Genomic DNA, 16,380 nt, shown 5'->3' on the forward strand with positions numbered 1-16,380 from the left:
TCCCGGCGCCGAGCCGCCGAGACGGGAGGGGTTCGCGGGCCGTGGTGCCCTGCGGTATCGGCCGGTCAGGCCCTGATGAATGTCGACGCGACCCGCCAGAACGTATCCGGTTGCAGGGTGCGGAAATCCCAGTCGTCGGCGAGTGCGTGGACTGTGGTGACGATCTGATCGATATCGAAATCGTCACGTGTCGCTGCGCCGGTGGATTCGATTGCGTCGATGACGAACTCGACGGCGGATTCCCGGGAGGAATCGGTGCCGGAGCGGACGCCGAATGTATTCATATCAAAACCGTTCGCCGGTGTGCCGATCGGGGCGGGATCCATTCGGCCCGTGCTACTTCTACCGAATCGGTGCGGATCCGCTGAACTGTCCCGCAGCTGTGGCGGTAAACCACTGGCGAATGTTGTCGTCGGCTCACTCACGCGGCCTCCCCTTGTTTTCCCCTGTATAGCGGTGTGGGATGAGTCTAGGTCGGGAGTGCTTTCAAATGCAAGTACATCTGCACGATCGATTCTTTGTGTCCGAACGGTTTTCGGATGATCTTGTCAGTCCGCCAGGGCGGCGACGGCCCGTTCGACAGGGGTGGTTCCCGAGACGAGTTCCAGTGTGCGACCGGCCGTATGGCCGGCATCGAGCAGGGCGACGATCACCGCAGCGACATCCGCGCGGGGAATCTCTCCTCGTTCCAGTCGTGGCGGTGCGAGGGTGACCGTCCCGGTGCCGGGGGCATCGGTGAGCCGTCCCGGGCGCAACACGGTCCAGTCCAGGTCCCGGCTGCGCAGATCGTCCTCCGCTTGGGTTTTCGCGTCGATATAGGCGGCCCAGACCTCGTCGGTGCCCGGTGCCGGGGGCAGTCCGGTGCCCATCGCCGAGATCTGCAGGAAACGCCGGGTTCCCACACGTTCGGCGGCTTCGGCGAGCAGTACCGAACCGTCACGGTCCACGGTGTACTTGCGGGCTGCGCCACTGCCCGGACCGGCGCCGGCGGCGAAAACCACCGCATCCGCGCCCTGGACGGTGGCGGCCAGATCGGTCACCACTGCTCGTTCGAGATCCAGGACCACCGCTTCCGCGCCGGTGGCGTACACCTCGGGCGCGTGCGCGGAATTGCGGATCAGCGCGATCGCGCTGTGCCCGCGGCCGGTGAGTTGTTCGGCGAGCAGTAGTGCGATCTTGCCGTGTCCGCCGGCGATGACGATGCGCATACCGGGCTCCTCTCCTGTTCTCAGCGTTCGGGGCCGCCGGGGTTGCAGGCGGCATCGACGGTCGCGTCGTAACCCACCGGCGGCCGCCAGGGTTCCAGGTTCCAGCTGGGTTTCTCGGGTGCGATCAGCCGGGCCCATTGCCAGTGGCAGCGGAACTGATCCCACATCCCGGGTGTGTCCGCCGCGGGGTCGAAACCCCGGACCTCCTGCCAGGCACGCAGGTCGGCGCCCGGAAAGGTGGTGTCACGGCCGGCTCGGGTCGGATAAACCATGAGGCGTGGACCGTCGACAGTGGCCGTCCATTCCACCCGGTCGACCAACGGTGTCCCCGCATAGGGATCGACGACCGGGGTCGAGGTGTAGGTGCCGGTAGCTGCGGGAGACGTGCCGGTGGACCGGTTCGCGGCGGGGGTCGTCGTGGCGGCTGCCGCCGGCGGATGCGGATCGGAGTCCGTGCAGGCGGTGGTCAGGGCGGCGGCGAGGAGGCACGCACCGGCCACACGGGTGGCGAGGTGGGTCGGCATCGGCGCTCCTGCGGTCGGGTCCGGCGGTTCGTCGCGCCGGTTGTTCCGAGCTTAGAGGGCATTGCCGGAGTTGTGCGCAGGTCGGTGCGGACGCCGCGTCAGCGCCACAGGGTGTGGCACGGCAGCCGGCGCAGGCCGGGCCGGATCTTGCTGTCCACGGTGACCGTGAGGCCGGCATGGACCGCCGCGGAGGTGAACTCCCAGGCTTCGGTATTGGTTGCCGCGTACTCCAGGACGAGGGCGTTGCCGGGGACCGGCCCGTCGAAGTACACCGTGACCCGGCGGGTGAGGTTGTCGCGGGTGCTGTTGTCGCGTTCGGCCGTGGCCGAGGTCGTGGCGTCCACGTTGTCGCGCCTCCTTCCGGGCAGCGTCTGCATCGACGCCATTGTGTGTAACTCTAAGTCCGCACCATGGGTGAGAACATGTTCCGGAATTCGCTCTGGGCGATTCACAGCATGTGGTAGATCGGCTCGGGCTGGGTCACGAAGTTTCCCGGAGCGCGCGGATGTGGCTGCCGGCCGGCCCGCGGTGTGCACCGCGCGACACGGCTGTCGTCGAGGTGCGGCCGCTGAACTGGGCAGATACGCGAATGTCCTTCACCCGGCGAGTGTTTCGTTTGGTCTCCCGTACCGCTCCCATGCGAAACTCGAATAATGGGTGCTTCTGGGATGAGACCGGCGTTGGAGACGGCTGCCTCGACCGGATCGGGGTCCACGGCGCGAGCCGCCGCGGAGGGAGGCCCCACGGTACTGCGTATGGTGCTCGGGGGGCGGTTACGGCGGTTACGCGAAGCGAAGGGTTTGTCCAGGGAACAGGCCGGCGACCATATCCGTGGCTCGGATTCCAAGATCAGCCGGCTCGAGCTCGGGCGGACCAGTATTCGCGAACGCGACCTGGTGGACCTCCTCGAGCTCTACGGAGTCAGCGACGGCGAAGAACTCGCCGCCTTCCAGGAGCTGGCCCGGCAGGCCAATACATCGGGCTGGTGGCATCGGGACAACGACTGGCTCCCGAAATGGTTCGATATGTACCTCGGTCTCGAACAGGCCGCACAGGTGATCCGCTGTTACGAGCCCCGTGCGGTACCCGAACTGCTCCAAACCCCCGACTACGCCCGGGCATTGCTCACTCTCGCGCATCCCGCGGAATCGGCCGAGGCCATCGAACGCCGCGTGGCCCTGCGGATCCGTCGCCAGCACATCCTGAACCGGGCGCACCCCCCGCATCTCTGGCTGATCGTCGAGGAGGCGGCGCTGACCCGCCGGATCGGCGGATCGCAGATCTGGTCGGCCCAGATCGATCAGCTGCTGGCGGCGGCGCGCCAGCCGCATGTGACGGTGCAGGTGCTGGCCGATCATGTCGGCGGGCCCGCACTGGCCGACGGCGCCTTCACCTATCTGCGGTTCGCGGAGGCCGATCTGCCCGATATCGTCTATCTGCAGCAGCTGACCGGCGCCCTGTACCTGGACAAGCAGGCGGACCTGGACGCCTACCGGTCTGTCGCCAACCTCCTGTCGGTGCATGCGGCACCACCTGAGCACACCCCGGGCCTGCTGGCGGCACTTCGGCGGCGGGAGCCTCGGACCCTGGACCAGCCGCAGCGGCGCGAGCCGGGACGCGGCGGCCACTGATTGCGGTTCGCCCGCCGCAGGGCTCCGTTGGGTATCTCGTTATCCGGTTGTGACCGAACCCAATCCGTCCGGGGTCCGCTGATGAAGTCTCCGGACTAGTGGTTGAAGGGTCCAACTGGCCCGAACTCGAGGTTACTGTCCAGTAGTTATGGTGGGCAGTAAGGCAGCCGGCTCCGGAAGCGCAGATCTGGAAGCCGAACTCGTCGCGTATTTCCGGGACTCGGACCCGGACTCCCACGCGGCCGATATGGTCACCACCGTCCGGCACTGCCTGGCGGCCGCCGCGCAGGATCTCGGTCCCCGGCCGGCCGCGGCGCCGGCGGCGATCATCGCCGCGGCGGCCCGGTGGGCGCGCGAGGGTGTGGCGCTGGAAACGGTACTCACGGCCTGCCACGACAGCGCCCGCGGCGGTTTCGAATTCCTCGCCACACGGGTGGCCGCCGCGGCGGCGCAGGCGGAGGCGATGGCCGATGCCGCACGGCTGCTGGTGCGCGTCGTCGAGGTGGTGACCACCGCGGCGGCCACCGCCTACCTCGACGAACACCGGATCGTCGCCCGCGAACATCAAACCGCGGCGCAGACGATGGTGGCGGCGCTGCTGAGCGGGCACGGAGTGAGCGCGCTGGCCAGACGGTCGGGGCTGCGAATCGCGGCCGCCTACCAAGTGGTGGCACTGGCGATCCCGCCCAACGCCGAAGAACGCGGCGCGGGCCCGGACGCGCTCTCGGCGGCCCGCCGCAAACTCCGGCGCGTGCAGGCCGCACTCGGGCCCGCACTCGGGTCCCGGTCGCTCTCGCTGCTGAACGCCGACGGCGGCACGGTGCTGATCCCGCTCGAATCGGCGCACGGCACCGGTCCCGTGCGTGCGGCGGCCGGGCTGATGAGCGCCGAAGTTCTGCAGATGGTGGCCGAGGCCGCGGAGGTCGCACCGATCGCGACTGTCGCCGCCGGCCCCACGGAGCAGATACCGGAACTGGCCGGACGCACCCATGACGTGCTGGATCGCCTGCGTGACAGCGGCCGGCCGCCCGGTCTGTACCGCATCGACGAGGGCTCGGCGCTGGAGCCCGACGCCGTCGTGGTCGACGCGATACGCCTGCGCCGGCTGCCGCGGGCGACCGCCCGGCCACTCGCCCGGCGGGGCAAACCGGGGGCGGCGTGACCGGCGGATACGAGTGGCAACGGGTATGGCGAGGTGTGAGATGAGATCCCGGTTGACGGTTCTGGCCGCACTGGCAGTGATGGGTGTCGCTGTCACCGCTTCTCCCGCGGGTGGTGTTCCACCCGCAGCGCCGCCCGGGCCGGCGACCGGCGAAACCCAGCAGTCCGCTCCCCAACTGCTACGGGTCGAGGTGCTGAGCGATCGGCGGATCCGTTTGCACATCCGCTCGGTGGCGATGGGCCGCGAAATCGCGGTGGACACACTGATCGGCACCGGCCCGGCGCCGCGGCCGACGCTCTATCTGCTGGACGGGGTGGACGGTGGTCCCACTTCGGGCTGGCTGACAAAGGGCGGGGCCGCGGAATTCTTCGCGGACAAACCGGTCGATGTCGTGCTCACCACCGGGGGAACGGCCAGTATGTACGCCGACTGGGTCCGGGTCGATGCCGCGCTCGGCCTCAACCGGTGGGAAACCTTTCTCACCGAGGAGCTTCCGCCGATCGTGGAGAAATATCTGGAGTCGACCGGCGTGCGCGCGATCGCCGGGGTCTCGATGGGGGCGCAGGCGGCGATGATGCTGACCCAGCGGCATCCGGGTTTCTATCGCGGAGTGGCCGGGATGAGCGGCTGTTATTCCACCGCCGACCAGCTCGGCCGGGCGGTCACGGTGATGACGGTGGCCTCGCGCGGCGGCAATCCGGAAAACCTGTTCGGCCCGCCGGCGTCACCGGAATGGCTCGCGCACGACAGTCTGCTCGGCGCGGAGAAGTTGCGCGGCACCGAAATCTACCTCTCGGTCGCCAACGGAGCGCCCAGCGGCGCCGCGTTGATGTCGATCGGCGACAGTCCCGAGATCCTGGCGGTGCTGATGGGCGGCGGCTCACTCCTGGAACAAGGCGCGAAGTTGTGTACCGAACGGCTGGCCACCAGGCTGCACGAATTGGAAATTCCGGCGGAAGTCGATTTCCTGCCCGAGGGAATGCATTCCTGGCCCGATTTCGAGGTCCAATTACACCGCAGCTGGCCGACTCTCGCCCGGGCACTGGAAATAACCAGCCGGCCCTGAACGTTCGGCGAACAATTCCCGCGCGCCGACGCGGCGGCCCGGAAAACGGCAGTCGCGCGTATTCCCCGCGGCCGCTGCCCGTTACGGCCCGAACACGGCTACGAAATCCGGGATCTGCCGCGGCGTGAGTGTCGACGTCACCGGAATTCCGGCGGCGGTGAAACTCTCCACCGCCCGGCCGATATGGTTCTCCGAGGTCACCACGACGGCGTCGCGGGCACCGAGCGCGTGGATGAGCGGTGCGCTGCGTTCGGCGTTCTGCACAGTGGTGGTGGCGCCGGGCTCCTGATGGATCCGATGGGCCGGGAGCCCGTTGCGGATCAGCCAATCCGCCATCGCGGCCGATTCGGTGACCCCGTTGCGCGGATTGCCGCCGGTGACGATCACCGGCGATTGCGGCGCGAGCAGTGCCTGCAGATATCCGGCGCGGAGCCGATCGACCAGCTCGGGACGCATGGAGCCGTCCGGAAGCAGACCGTAGCCGAGGATCACGATCGCGGTGCCGGGCCCGTGTACCCGGGTCAGCGGGCCACCCAGCAGATCTATGAGACCGGCCGATACCTGGCCGGGGAGCGGCGGTGCGGCAGCGGCGGTTCCGCACAGGCCGGCGGTGACCGCGGCGGCGGTGAGCGCGGTGGTGAGTCCCGTGCGTAGCGGCCGGCGACGGCGGCGGCGGTGACGTCCGGAGGTACGCAGGCGGCCGGTACGGGAGTCGGGCATCGGGTTCTCCGCGGGGACGGGGCCGGGGTCGGCCGGTTTCGAATACGGCTCCTACATATTCCGACGAAAAGTCGTGATCGATTCGTGATCAGCTGTACTGCTGGATAATCCACGGAAACCGGCGCAATTCGTTGGTGCGCGCAACCGGCGGTAAACAGGGTGAGATGGAAACCTGACCGATCCTATATCGGAACCTGCTGTGACCCGTGCCAACGACCATTCGGCGTGTTGGTGATTACTCTGATTTCCGTCACCGAACTGTTGTCGATCCGTTGTCGTGCCGTATGGTCAGCGAAAGTCATCGACGGTGAATTAATATTCGCGGCAAGGGAATCCAGCGATGTTTATCCGGAAAGGGGGCCCAGTGATTCGACCGGTCTCCGGCCGGACTGCTGACGTGGCCCGGTGCGCGGGTCCGTGCGCGGCGCCGAACCGGCCGCAACCGGCCCCGCCGGCGGTCTCGGGGAAGGGCCGCTCGTAGACGGGTGCGCACCGGACGGGCAGCCCGACTCCACTGCTCCACACGGTGCGCACACGGCCGCTGATCCGGTGTCGGTCGGCGGGATCGATCCCGCCGACCTGCGTCGGGTTCGACGGCAGTACGCCCACCGGCGGCGTTACCGCACATCGGCCGCCGGTGGGCGCCCGGGGGTCCGGGCAGGGCCACCCGACGCGACCGCCGGCCCCGAACCGCGTCCGGGCCGGCGGTCGCGACCCGCTAGGCGCGGGTCAGGAATTCGGCGGCCTGGGCGCCGATGAACACGCTGGGTGCGTGGGTGTGGCCGCGAACCAGGACGGGCATGATCGAGGCGTCGGCCACCCGTAGCCCGCGCACGCCGCGCACCCGCAGCTGCGAATCCACCACGCTCGATTCGTCCGATCCCATCCGGCATGTCCCGGCGGGGTGATAGAGGGTGTGCGCATACTGCTCGAGCGATTCGGTCCGGGTCTCCTCCGCCATGCCGTCGGCGGCGTTCGGCGGATAGCACAGCGGCCCGAGCACATCCTTCATGGCCGCGGTGTTCGCGATTTCGGCGCAGTAGCGCAATCCGGCCATCAGCGCGGCGCGGTCGGCCCCCTCGGGGTCGGAGAGGTACTTCGGGTCGATCACGGGTTTGGCGTGAGGGTCCTTCGAGGCCAGGGTGATCGTTCCGCGACTGTGCGGGCGCAGCAGCACCGTCGCGAGGATGACGCCGTGCTCGGTCGGGTCGATGAGGCCCTCGTGATAGAAGGGCGCGGGCGCGTAGACGAGTTCGAGGTCGGGGTAGTCGAGGCCGGGGTCGCTGCGCACGAAACCGTAGGCCTCGCCGACATTCGAGGTGAGCATGCCGCGATGGCGGAGCAGATAGTTGACCAGCTGAGCCGGTTTCTCGGCGCCGAACAGCGAATCGGCGGTCACCGAATAGCCGAGGCCCGCGACAAGGTGGTCCTGCAGATTGGCCCCGACCTCGGGAAGATGGTGGCGGACCTCGATCCCGTGCCGTTCGAGTTCGGCGCGATCGCCGATTCCGGAGAGCATGAGCAACTGCGGGCTGTTGATCGCCCCACCGCACAGGATGACCTCCGCGGTGGCGGTGGCCCGCTGGACGCTACCGCCGCGGGAGAACTCGACGCCCACCGCGCGATCGCCGTCGAACAGCACCCTGGTGGCGGTGGCCTCGGCCAGTACGCGGAGATTCCGCCGTTTCATCGCGGGCCGCAGATAGCCGTCCGCGGTGCTCCAGCGCCGCCCGCGGTACTGGGTGACCATCGTCTGGGTGAAGCCCTGCGGTTCGGGGAGATTCGCCGTCTCCACCGGGAAACCGCGTTCGGCGACCGCCCGCAAGTAGGCCGCTGTGGACGGCCGCGGGCTGCGCTGATGGGAGATGTGCAGCGGTCCGCCGGTGCCGTGGTCGTCGCCGGCGGGACCTTCGACGTCCTCGATGGTGCGGAACTGTGCGACCGCCTTGTCGAATCCCCAGTCCGGCCCGGCCGCCGCGGCCCAGTCCTCGTAGTCGGCGCGGAAGCCGCGCACCCACATCTGGGCGTTGAGCGAGGAGGAGCCACCGAATGTCTTCCCGCGGGGCCAGTAGATCTGCCGGTTGCCGAGCTGGGGCTGCGGTTCGGTGAGGTAGTCCCAGTCGTACGGGCTGCGGAACAGTTTCGAGAAGCCGGCCGGGATCCGGATGAATTTGTCCTTGTCGGCCGGGCCGGCCTCCAGCAGGATCACCGAACGTCCCGAATCCGCGCTGAGCCGGTCCGCGAGCACCGCGCCCGCCGAGCCCGACCCTACGATCACATAGTCCGCACTGACTTCTGTCACCTTCGCACCTTTCCACATCGTGTAGCGCAAAGATACGAGAGCCGGCCGAGGTATGGGGCGTGTTCGCCGCCGGTGTCCCGGACAGCGGCGGCGGGGATCGCCGTGCGGTTGTGCACAGCGGGATCGTCATTCGCGCTGCCGGCAGTCCGCGGGCGGGGTATAACCGGCCCATGAGTTACCCGGTGGATTTCGGGCTGTTACAGGCCGGTGCGATCGCCGTGATCATCGCCGGTGTGGCACTGGTGATCTCGGCCCTGGTGGTACTACGCCGGAAGGGGCCGCGGGCAACGATCCTGCGCGGCGGCAGTGGGCTCGTGCTGCTGCTCGTCGCGGCGCTGGTGCTGTGGATGGCAACCCTGGTTCAGACCTATCTGGGGTTGACGGGGGAGGTGCGGGCCGCTCATATCGTGGTGTCACCGGTTTCCGGGGCGGAGCATCAGCTCGAGGTCGATTTGATCCTGTTCGATGCCGACGGCGGTACCGCCGAGCGCAGTACGCACCGGGTGGAGGGCGACCTGTGGGTGCTGCAGGCGCAGATCGTCGAGCTGGAACCCTGGGTCAACGCGCTCGGTTTCCATTCGGGCTACAAGGTGTCGCGGCTGTACGGGCAGCGTCTCGACGGTGTCGCGACCCGGCAGGATCACATCTTCCTCAACGGCGGTGACCGCGACTTCTTCCGGGACATGGCCGAGAACCGCTGGTTCACCTCACCGTTCGTCCGCTCCGCGTACGGTAACGCGGTGATCGCCACCCCGGGGGAGTACGACGTCTACATCTCCCGGGACGCCATCAAGACACGTCAGGTGGAGTGACCGGCGTCGATCGCCGACCGGCACAGCACATTCAGTTCCGCCACCACGGTATCGAGCGCGGCGGGGTCGCGTTCGGTCCGCGCCACGATGAGGGCTCCCTCCAGGGCGCTGACGATCAGCAGGGCGACCGATCGCGCGCGCGCCGGTGCGGCCCCGTCCCGGACGAGCTTGTCCGCGATGAGCTCCCGCCAGGAGTCGAAGGTGGCGCCCGCCGCGGCCACGGCGTCCGGCTCGTTGCCCAGCGCCGCCGCCGCGATCGGGCAGCCGACCGCATACTCGCCGCGGTCGAGTCCGCGCGCGAGTATTTCGGCGAGTGAGCGCAGCGCCGCCGCGGTTTCCGGGGTCTCCAGCACCCGGGCGAGCTCGCCGGTGACCCGGGTACCGGCCACGCGCGTGGCCTCGGTGATCAGTTGTGACCGCCCGCCGGGGAAGTGGTGATACACCGACCCGCGAGGTGCGCCACTGGCATCGAGGACATCGGCGAACGAGACCGCCGCGACCCCGCGGCGGCGGATGAGTGAGATTGCACTGCGGATCATGGCCGCCCGCGGCCCGTCCGGATCCTTATGTCGTGGCATCGCACCGCTCCCTGGTTGCCTCCCATTCCTATGTATGTTGTCATACTTATATTCGTTGCACCACCGACCAGCCGCACGTTTCCGAGGAGGACCCCGTGACCGGGATCGACGCGCCACCCCATCCGTTCGATACGGCCATCGCCACCGAGTACGCGGGCGCGCATCGGGCCACCGGCCACACCTGCCCCGACTACGCGAATATGGTCGGCCCGTTCGGCGGTGTCACCGCAGCGGCACTCCTGCGCGCGGTGGAGGCACACCCCGACCGGATGGGCGATCCGCTCGCGCTGACCGTCAACTACGCCGGCCCGATCGCCGACGGACCCTTCGAGATCACCGCTCGCCCCGTGCGCACCAACCGCACGAACCAGCATTGGCAACTCGAGCTGGCCCAGGACGGTGCGGTCACCACAACCGCGACGGCCGTCTTCGGGATCCGGCGCGATACCTGGTCCGATCTGGAACTCACCAAACCTCTGGTTCCGGGACCGGAGCACGCTGTCCCGCAGGAGTTCCCGGAGTTCATCGCCTGGGGCCGGAACTACGACCTGCGGTTCGTCACCGGGGCCGTGCCGGACGTGGAGCCCGCGGACGGAAAGCCCGCCAGCCCGGATTCGGTGAGTACCCTCTGGCTGCGCGACCGCCCGGCCCGCCCGGTCGACTTCGCCTCGCTGACCGCCATGTCGGATGCCTTCTACCCGCGCGTGTTCCTGCGTCGCGGGCAGTACCTGCCGGCCGGGACGATCTCACTCACCGTCTACTACCACGCCACCGCCGCCGAACTGGCCGCCCAGGGCACCGAGTACCTGCTGGGCAGCGCCCGTGCGAACCGCTTCGCGCACGGCCATTTCGACCAGAACGCCCAGCTGTGGGGTCACGACGGCACCCTGCTGGCGACCAGCCACCAGCTCGTCTACTTCAAGGGCTGATCCGCCGCCCGGCTCAGCCCGCGGCGGGATCGGTGACCGCCACGATCGGCAGCCGTAGCGCGCCGGGCGCGGACTCCGGTACCACCGGGGACTTCGGCGCCACAGGTGCGAGCCGGCGATACGGCGCGCCCTGCGGCGGCCGGGTATCGCGTTCACCCTTGTTCGGCCAGAATGCCGCCGCCCGCTCGGCCTGCGCGGTGATGGTCAGCGACGGATTCACGCCCAGGTTCGCCGATACCGCCGCCCCGTCGACCACGCTCAGCGTCGGATACCCGAAAACGCGGTGGTAGGCATCGATCACGCCGGTCTCCGGATCGGCACCGATCGCGGCGCCGCCCAGGAAATGCGCGGTGAGCGGGATATTGAACACCTCGCCCCAGGTTCCGCCGGCCGTACCGCCGATATGTTCGGCGACCCGCCGGGTCGCCTCGTTGCCCGCGGGAATCCAGGTCGGGTTCGGCTCCCCGTGTCCTTGGCGGCTGGTCAGTTTCCGGCCGAACAGGCCGCGCTTGGTGTAGGTGGTGATGGAGTTGTCCAGATGCTGCATCACCAGCGAGATGATGGTGCGCTCGCTCCAGTTGCGGACGCTGAGGAAACTGATCAGCAGCAGCGGATGACGTAGCGCGGTTCCGAGGAACCGCAGCCAGCGCGGAACCCGGCCGCCGCCGTCCACCATCAGGGTCTGCAGCAACCCCATCGCGTTCGAACCCTTCCCGTAGCGCACGGGCTCGATATGGGTATCGGGGGTCGGATGGATGGAGGAGGTGATGGCGACACCGCGGGTGAAATCCTGCCCGGGCGCGAGTTTCCTGGTGGCCGCACCGACGATCGATTCGGAATTGGTGCGGGTCAGCAGCCCGAGCCGGTCGGACAGCTCGGGCAGCACCCCGCGGTCCCGCATGGCGTGCAGCAGGCGCTGGGTACCGAGGGTGCCGGCGGCGACCACGACCTGGCGGGCGGTGTAGGTGGTGCGCTGTTTGCGGATCCAGGCCCCGGTGCGTTCCGCGGCCACGACCCAGCTCCCGTCGGACTGTGGCCGCAGTTCGGTGACCGTGGTCATCGGGACGACCTGCGCCCCGGCCTGTTCGGCGAGGTACAGGTAGTTCTTGACCAGCGTGTTCTTCGCGCCGAACTTACAGCCGACCATACAGTCGCCGCATTCGACGCACCCGGTGCGCGCCGGACCCACGCCGCCGAAATAGGGGTCGTCGACGGTTTTCCCGGGTTCGCCGAAGAACACCCCCACCGGTGTCTGGACGAAGGTATCGCCGACGCCCATATCCTCGGCGACTTTCCGGAACACCTCGTCGGCCGGGGTGATGTGCGGGTTCTGCACCACACCCAGCATCCGCTTGGCCTGTTCGTAGTAGGGGGTGAGTTCGGTGCGCCAGTCGGTGATATCGCGCCACTGCGCGTCCTGGAAGAAGGGCTCCGGCGGGACGTAGAGGGTGTTGGCGTAGTTGAGTGAACCGCCGCCGACGCCCGCGCCGCCGAGGATCAGCACATTGCGCAATGGGTGGATGCGCTGGATGCCGTAGCAGCCCAGTTTCGGCGCCCACAGGAATTTCCGCAGATTCCAGCTGGTCTCGGGGAGTTCGTCGTCGGCGTAGCGGCGGCCCGCCTCCAGCACGCCGACGGTGTAACCCTTCTCCACGAGTCGCAGGGCGGTGACGCTGCCACCGAACCCGGAGCCCACGACGAGTACATCGAAATCCGTGGCCGCCTCGGACATGGGACTACTCCTTGGATCGGAAAGGTCAGCAGTGACTGGCGGTAACATTAACACAGGCGGGCGGGAGCGGTGATCTCTTTTGTTGACACTGCTCTCGATAATGATCAGGCTGGTCCGGTGACCACTCCTCGTGCCCGCGCCCGCGCCCAGACGATGGCCGATATCCTGCGTATCGCGCGCGAACATCTTGCCACCGATGGTGCCGCCGCCCTCTCGTTACGCGCGGTGGCCCGTGATCTCGGGGTGGTTTCCTCCGCGGTGTACCGCTACGTCCGCAGTCGTGACGAATTGCTGACCCTGCTGGTGATCGACGGTTACGACGCGCTCGGCGACGCCGTCGACGCCGCCCTGGAGCAGGCCCCGGACGATCCGCGTGAGCGGTTGCGGATCACCGCGCGGACGGTCCGCGCCTGGGCCGTGGCCGAACCCGCCTGGTACGGCCTGCTGTTCGGCACCCCGGTCCCCGGATACGCGGCCCCCGCCGACCGCACCGTTACTCCGGGTACCAGGGTGATCCTCACCCTGGTACGAATCATTGCCCAGGCCCACGAGCGGCATCTCCTGACCCGCCCCGCCGTCGACCCGCCGGTGCCGGACGCGCTGGCCCGGGATTTCCGCCGGATCCGGGACGAGTTCGGCGTGGAACTGCCCGATTGGGCGCTGGCCCGGGCGCTCACCGTCTGGTGCGGCCTGTTCGGTGCCGTGAGTTTCGACGTCTTCGATATGTACGGCGCCGATACGTTCACCGACCGGGCACAGGTGTTCGAGGCGCACCTCGCGGCGCTGGAATCCCTGCTCGTGGGATGAGCGCCTATGTGCTCTCGGCGCCCCCGGCGTCCTTCTCTACGACCAGCGGCTCCCCGCCGCGCTCCGCCCCGCGGGCCGACCGGGCGACTGTCACGTCGATCTGCTCGCTGATATAGCGGACCACCACCGCCACGACGGCCACCACCGGAACAGCCAGGAACGCCCCGGTGATCCCGTACAGCGTGCCGCCGCCGGTCACCGCGAGCAGCACCACCACGGCGTGCAGTTTCATGGTGCGGCTCTGCAGCACCGGTTGCAGCACATTGCCCTCGAGCTGCTGGACCGCGACGATGATCGCCAGCACGATCAGCGCCGTGGTGAACCCGTTGCCGACCAATGCGACGAGAACGGCGAGCGCCCCGGCCACGAAGGCGCCGACCATCGGGATGAAACCACCGACGAATGTCAGCGCCGTCAGCACGCCCCACAGCGGAACCCCGAGGATCACCAGCCCGAGGCCGATGAAGAAGGCATCGATGAAGCTGACCAGCGCCTGCGTGCGGATGAATCCGCCGAGGACCTGCCACACCCGCACCAGCACTTCCTCGAAATGCCGGCCGCTGCGCCCCCCGAGGAACTTGTGCAGCCACGGCAGGAATCTGGGCCCGTCCTTGATGAAGAAGAACGAGAGCACCAGCACCAGGAACAAGGTCACCAGCACCGATGTGGCCGTGCTGACCCCGGTGAACACCCCGGACGCGATCTGCTCGGCACTGGACTGGACTCGCGACACCACCGCGTCCACCGCCGAATCCAGCTGTTCGTCGCGCATGTTCAGCGGCGGCCCCTGCAGCCAATCGCGCACGGTGTTGATGCCGGTGGTGGCCTTGTCGGACAGTTCGGGCACCTGATCCACCACCGACGGCACGATCAGCGCGATCCCGCCCGCCAGCACCCCGATGAAACCGATCAGAGTGAGCGATGCGGCGGCCGCCGGTGGCAGCCCGATACGCACCAGCAGCCCGGTCGGCGGCCACAGTACGGTGGCGACCACGATCGCCAGCAGTACCGGCAGCAGCACCACCCACAGTTTCGCCGCGAGGAACCCCAGTACCCAGGCGCCGGCCGCGATGGCCACCACGCACAGCGCCCATTTCGCCAGCCACAGCACCCCGGAGCCGATCACGTCCCCACGGTCCAGAGAGCTGGTGGTGGACGTGCCGGCGCTGTCGTCGCGGATTTCCTTCTCCCCGTTCACCCGGCCAGTCTCGCACGACCCACCGACCGCGGCAGTGCACCGGTTCGGCGGCGCGCTCACGGCCGGGTCAGCGCGGCAGGGTCACCTGATCGGTGCAACTGGACAGTCCGTCCACGACGGAACAGACGGCGGGCGCCCGGGTCGGCCGGTAATCGCCCGGTACGCCACCGCGTCCGGTGATCGCGGTGTAGGCGGCGACAGCGTCGGTGGGGCGCCGGGTGAGAGCCGGATCGTTCAGGACATCGACCGTGTAGAGCCCGAACCGCGGGGTGTAGGAACCCCATTCGTAGTTGTCTGTGAGGCTCCAGTAGTTGTAGCCCATCACGTTCATCCCGTCGGCGGCCGCGCGCTGCAGCCAGTAGACGGTGTCGCGGAGCAGATCGGCGCGGGCGTAGCCGTCGGCGCGGGGCCGGCCGTTCTCGGTCGGCATACCGTTCTCGACAATGTAGAGCGGTTTACCCGGGAAGCGCCGCGCATAGTGGTCCAGTGCGTAGTAAATCCCCTCCGGCTGCAGCGACAGTGTCCACAATTTGCCGGGGTCGGGAAACTGGGTGAGCACGCTGTGCGGGGAGAACCCGTAGTAGTAGTCGATCCCGATGTAGTCGAGCCGTGCGCCGATCCGGTCGACGAACCCACCGTTGATCGCGGCCTCGGCGGCCGGGATGTAGGCGACGTTGCTGCTCACCATCGCACCGGGTTGCACACGGTGGATGTGGTCGTAGACGGCATCGTGCGCGAGGGCCAGCCGCTCCTGCATCGCCGGGATATCGGTGACCCCGAGCCCGCCGTGGCGTACCTCGTTCATGAGGTAGGCCGCGGGTTCGTTGAACGTGATCCACAAGGGGTCGGCGTCGGCGTACCGGTCGACGACGGCGCGGGCGTTCGCGAGCCAATCGTCGACCATGCCGGCGCGGCGCCAGCCGCCCCGTTCGGCCTGCCACCCCGGGTACACCCAGTGGTCGAGGGTCAGCATCGGCCGCATCCCGGCCGCGCGGATGCTCCCGATCACGTCGTCGTAGAACCGGAACGCGTCCTCGTCCCATCCGCCCGGGCGTGGCTGCACCCGGGCCCATTCGATCCCGATGCGGTACACCCGCACGCCCAGCTGCGCGGCGAGTGCGATATCGGCGCGATAGCGCGAGTGGAAGTCGACGGAGTCGAGGTAGGGGTCCTCGGTTTTCCCGGCGGCGATATACCGTGTCCAGTTGCTGTCCGGTGCCCGTCCCTCGGATTGAAACCCGGAAGAGGCGACTCCCCAGAGGAATTCGCGCCCCAGCGGCGCGACCTCCAGTGGGGGAGCGGGCCGGGCGGCGGCCGTGGCCGAGCCCAGCGCGAGCGCCCCGGCGGTCAGCGCGCCGGTGGCAAGAAATCGGCGACGATTCCACGAAGCCATCGAGTCGGCCTCCTGTTCTGCACGGCCGTGGCCGGCTCGGTGCGGTACTGGTCCCGACGCACCAGCCTAACGGGACACGGCCGGTCGCAACCCCTTTCACCACACGGCCGGGCAGAAAATAACGCTGATACGTTGATATGCGCATCAAACCATGTGTGCACTGCATAGGCATCACCAGCAAAATCGCGCAGAGAGGAACAGGGCCGACGGTCGTCTCCCACGTGGCATGGAAGGGGGTGATCCGTGCCCGAACCCTGCCACGGGTCCTTCGCAAAAATGCCGTTGGCCGGTGTGTGCCTGCCCTGCTATCTTTCGGGG

General features: G+C 68.5%; 16 protein-coding genes. 6 read left to right on the top strand and 10 right to left on the bottom strand.

The features are described 5' to 3' along the window. Window positions 1–65: 65 nt before the first annotated feature. From ACQEVO_RS12245 to ACQEVO_RS12260, 4 genes are all read right to left on the bottom strand, one after another. Window positions 66–284 (bottom strand): hypothetical protein, encoded by a 219-nt coding sequence (locus ACQEVO_RS12245; RefSeq protein ID WP_432912325.1) that lies wholly within the window; start codon window positions 282–284, stop codon window positions 66–68. 264 nt (window positions 285–548) lie between these two features. Next, window positions 549–1,208 carry an SDR family oxidoreductase gene (locus ACQEVO_RS12250; protein WP_432912328.1) on the bottom strand — a complete coding sequence of 220 codons (660 nt, stop codon included), beginning with the start codon at window positions 1,206–1,208 and terminating at the stop codon, window positions 549–551. Window positions 1,209–1,228: 20 nt separating this feature from the next. Then, a complete protein-coding gene (locus tag ACQEVO_RS12255) occupies window positions 1,229–1,732 on the bottom strand; it encodes a DUF2599 domain-containing protein (RefSeq protein ID WP_432912330.1) in 504 nt (167 codons plus the stop codon). Window positions 1,733–1,830: 98 nt separating this feature from the next. Then, window positions 1,831–2,118, bottom strand: coding sequence for a hypothetical protein (locus ACQEVO_RS12260; protein ID WP_432912332.1), 288 nt, complete (start codon window positions 2,116–2,118; stop codon window positions 1,831–1,833). Window positions 2,119–2,487: 369 nt separating this feature from the next. On the opposite strand from ACQEVO_RS12260, the gene ACQEVO_RS12265 reads away from it, so the two are divergent. The 3 genes from ACQEVO_RS12265 (at window position 2,488) to ACQEVO_RS12275 (ending at window position 5,591) form a co-directional block, all read left to right on the top strand. Then, window positions 2,488–3,363 (top strand): helix-turn-helix domain-containing protein, encoded by an 876-nt coding sequence (locus tag ACQEVO_RS12265; protein ID WP_432912334.1) that lies wholly within the window; start codon window positions 2,488–2,490, stop codon window positions 3,361–3,363. A gap of 148 nt (window positions 3,364–3,511) precedes the next feature. Continuing rightward, the gene (locus tag ACQEVO_RS12270; protein ID WP_432912337.1) at window positions 3,512–4,525 is read left to right on the top strand and encodes a transcriptional regulator; all 1,014 of its coding nucleotides are present in this window, start codon (window positions 3,512–3,514) and stop codon (window positions 4,523–4,525) included. Between the two features lie 40 nt (window positions 4,526–4,565). Continuing rightward, window positions 4,566–5,591: an alpha/beta hydrolase gene (locus ACQEVO_RS12275; protein WP_432912340.1), complete on the top strand. Its 1,026-nt coding sequence runs from the start codon at window positions 4,566–4,568 to the stop codon at window positions 5,589–5,591. 81 nt (window positions 5,592–5,672) lie between these two features. On the opposite strand, the gene ACQEVO_RS12280 is transcribed toward ACQEVO_RS12275, so the two are convergent. Both ACQEVO_RS12280 and ACQEVO_RS12285 read right to left on the bottom strand, forming a co-directional pair. Beyond that, window positions 5,673–6,311, bottom strand: coding sequence for a YdcF family protein (locus ACQEVO_RS12280; protein ID WP_432912341.1), 639 nt, complete (start codon window positions 6,309–6,311; stop codon window positions 5,673–5,675). Window positions 6,312–7,029: 718 nt separating this feature from the next. Then, window positions 7,030–8,613, bottom strand: a complete 1,584-nt coding sequence (locus ACQEVO_RS12285; protein ID WP_432912344.1) for a GMC family oxidoreductase — start codon at window positions 8,611–8,613, stop codon at window positions 7,030–7,032. A gap of 170 nt (window positions 8,614–8,783) precedes the next feature. On the opposite strand from ACQEVO_RS12285, the gene ACQEVO_RS12290 reads away from it, so the two are divergent. Further along, on the top strand, window positions 8,784–9,425 hold the full coding sequence (locus tag ACQEVO_RS12290; protein WP_432912347.1) for a hypothetical protein: 642 nt from the start codon (window positions 8,784–8,786) through the stop codon (window positions 9,423–9,425). Here ACQEVO_RS12290 and ACQEVO_RS12295 read toward each other — a convergent pair. After that, entirely contained in the window at window positions 9,413–10,003 is a 591-nt protein-coding gene (locus tag ACQEVO_RS12295) for a TetR/AcrR family transcriptional regulator (RefSeq protein ID WP_432912349.1), read from the bottom strand. The two genes, ACQEVO_RS12290 and ACQEVO_RS12295, sit on opposite strands and share 13 nt — an antisense overlap. Before the next feature lie 95 nt (window positions 10,004–10,098). On the opposite strand from ACQEVO_RS12295, the gene ACQEVO_RS12300 reads away from it, so the two are divergent. Beyond that, the gene (locus ACQEVO_RS12300) at window positions 10,099–10,932 is read left to right on the top strand and encodes an acyl-CoA thioesterase (RefSeq protein WP_432912351.1); all 834 of its coding nucleotides are present in this window, start codon (window positions 10,099–10,101) and stop codon (window positions 10,930–10,932) included. Between the two features lie 13 nt (window positions 10,933–10,945). Here the strand turns inward: ACQEVO_RS12300 and ACQEVO_RS12305 are convergent, their stop codons facing one another. Further along, a complete protein-coding gene (locus tag ACQEVO_RS12305; protein ID WP_432912354.1) occupies window positions 10,946–12,664 on the bottom strand; it encodes a GMC family oxidoreductase N-terminal domain-containing protein in 1,719 nt (572 codons plus the stop codon). Window positions 12,665–12,817: 153 nt separating this feature from the next. On the opposite strand from ACQEVO_RS12305, the gene ACQEVO_RS12310 reads away from it, so the two are divergent. Then, window positions 12,818–13,471, top strand: a complete 654-nt coding sequence (locus ACQEVO_RS12310) for a TetR/AcrR family transcriptional regulator (RefSeq protein ID WP_432922611.1) — start codon at window positions 12,818–12,820, stop codon at window positions 13,469–13,471. A 4-nt stretch (window positions 13,472–13,475) separates the two neighbouring features. Here the strand turns inward: ACQEVO_RS12310 and ACQEVO_RS12315 are convergent, their stop codons facing one another. Continuing rightward, window positions 13,476–14,669: an AI-2E family transporter gene (locus ACQEVO_RS12315; RefSeq protein WP_432912356.1), complete on the bottom strand. Its 1,194-nt coding sequence runs from the start codon at window positions 14,667–14,669 to the stop codon at window positions 13,476–13,478. Between the two features lie 67 nt (window positions 14,670–14,736). Continuing rightward, window positions 14,737–16,062, bottom strand: a complete 1,326-nt coding sequence (locus tag ACQEVO_RS12320) for a family 1 glycosylhydrolase (protein WP_432912358.1) — start codon at window positions 16,060–16,062, stop codon at window positions 14,737–14,739. Window positions 16,063–16,380 lie beyond the last annotated feature (318 nt).

Source organism: Nocardia sp. CA-290969 (assembly GCF_050936135.1).
GTDB lineage: Bacteria > Actinomycetota > Actinomycetes > Mycobacteriales > Mycobacteriaceae > Nocardia.

Bases quoted from the DNA above. Each gene is read 5' to 3' on its own strand.
- ACQEVO_RS12280 (WP_432912341.1), bottom strand. From the start codon at position 6,311: ATGCCCGACTCCCGTACCGGCCGCCTGCGTACCTCCGGACGTCACCGC.
- ACQEVO_RS12255 (WP_432912330.1), bottom strand. From the start codon at position 1,732: ATGCCGACCCACCTCGCCACCCGTGTGGCCGGTGCGTGCCTCCTCGCC.
- ACQEVO_RS12265 (WP_432912334.1), top strand. From the start codon at position 2,488: ATGGTGCTCGGGGGGCGGTTACGGCGGTTACGCGAAGCGAAGGGTTTG.
- ACQEVO_RS12260 (WP_432912332.1), bottom strand. From the start codon at position 2,118: ATGGCGTCGATGCAGACGCTGCCCGGAAGGAGGCGCGACAACGTGGAC.
- ACQEVO_RS12320 (WP_432912358.1), bottom strand. From the start codon at position 16,062: ATGGCTTCGTGGAATCGTCGCCGATTTCTTGCCACCGGCGCGCTGACC.
- ACQEVO_RS12305 (WP_432912354.1), bottom strand. From the start codon at position 12,664: ATGTCCGAGGCGGCCACGGATTTCGATGTACTCGTCGTGGGCTCCGGG.
- ACQEVO_RS12270 (WP_432912337.1), top strand. From the start codon at position 3,512: ATGGTGGGCAGTAAGGCAGCCGGCTCCGGAAGCGCAGATCTGGAAGCC.
- ACQEVO_RS12275 (WP_432912340.1), top strand. From the start codon at position 4,566: ATGAGATCCCGGTTGACGGTTCTGGCCGCACTGGCAGTGATGGGTGTC.
- ACQEVO_RS12295 (WP_432912349.1), bottom strand. From the start codon at position 10,003: ATGCCACGACATAAGGATCCGGACGGGCCGCGGGCGGCCATGATCCGC.
- ACQEVO_RS12250 (WP_432912328.1), bottom strand. From the start codon at position 1,208: ATGCGCATCGTCATCGCCGGCGGACACGGCAAGATCGCACTACTGCTC.
- ACQEVO_RS12310 (WP_432922611.1), top strand. From the start codon at position 12,818: ATGGCCGATATCCTGCGTATCGCGCGCGAACATCTTGCCACCGATGGT.
- ACQEVO_RS12245 (WP_432912325.1), bottom strand. From the start codon at position 284: ATGAATACATTCGGCGTCCGCTCCGGCACCGATTCCTCCCGGGAATCC.
- ACQEVO_RS12290 (WP_432912347.1), top strand. From the start codon at position 8,784: ATGAGTTACCCGGTGGATTTCGGGCTGTTACAGGCCGGTGCGATCGCC.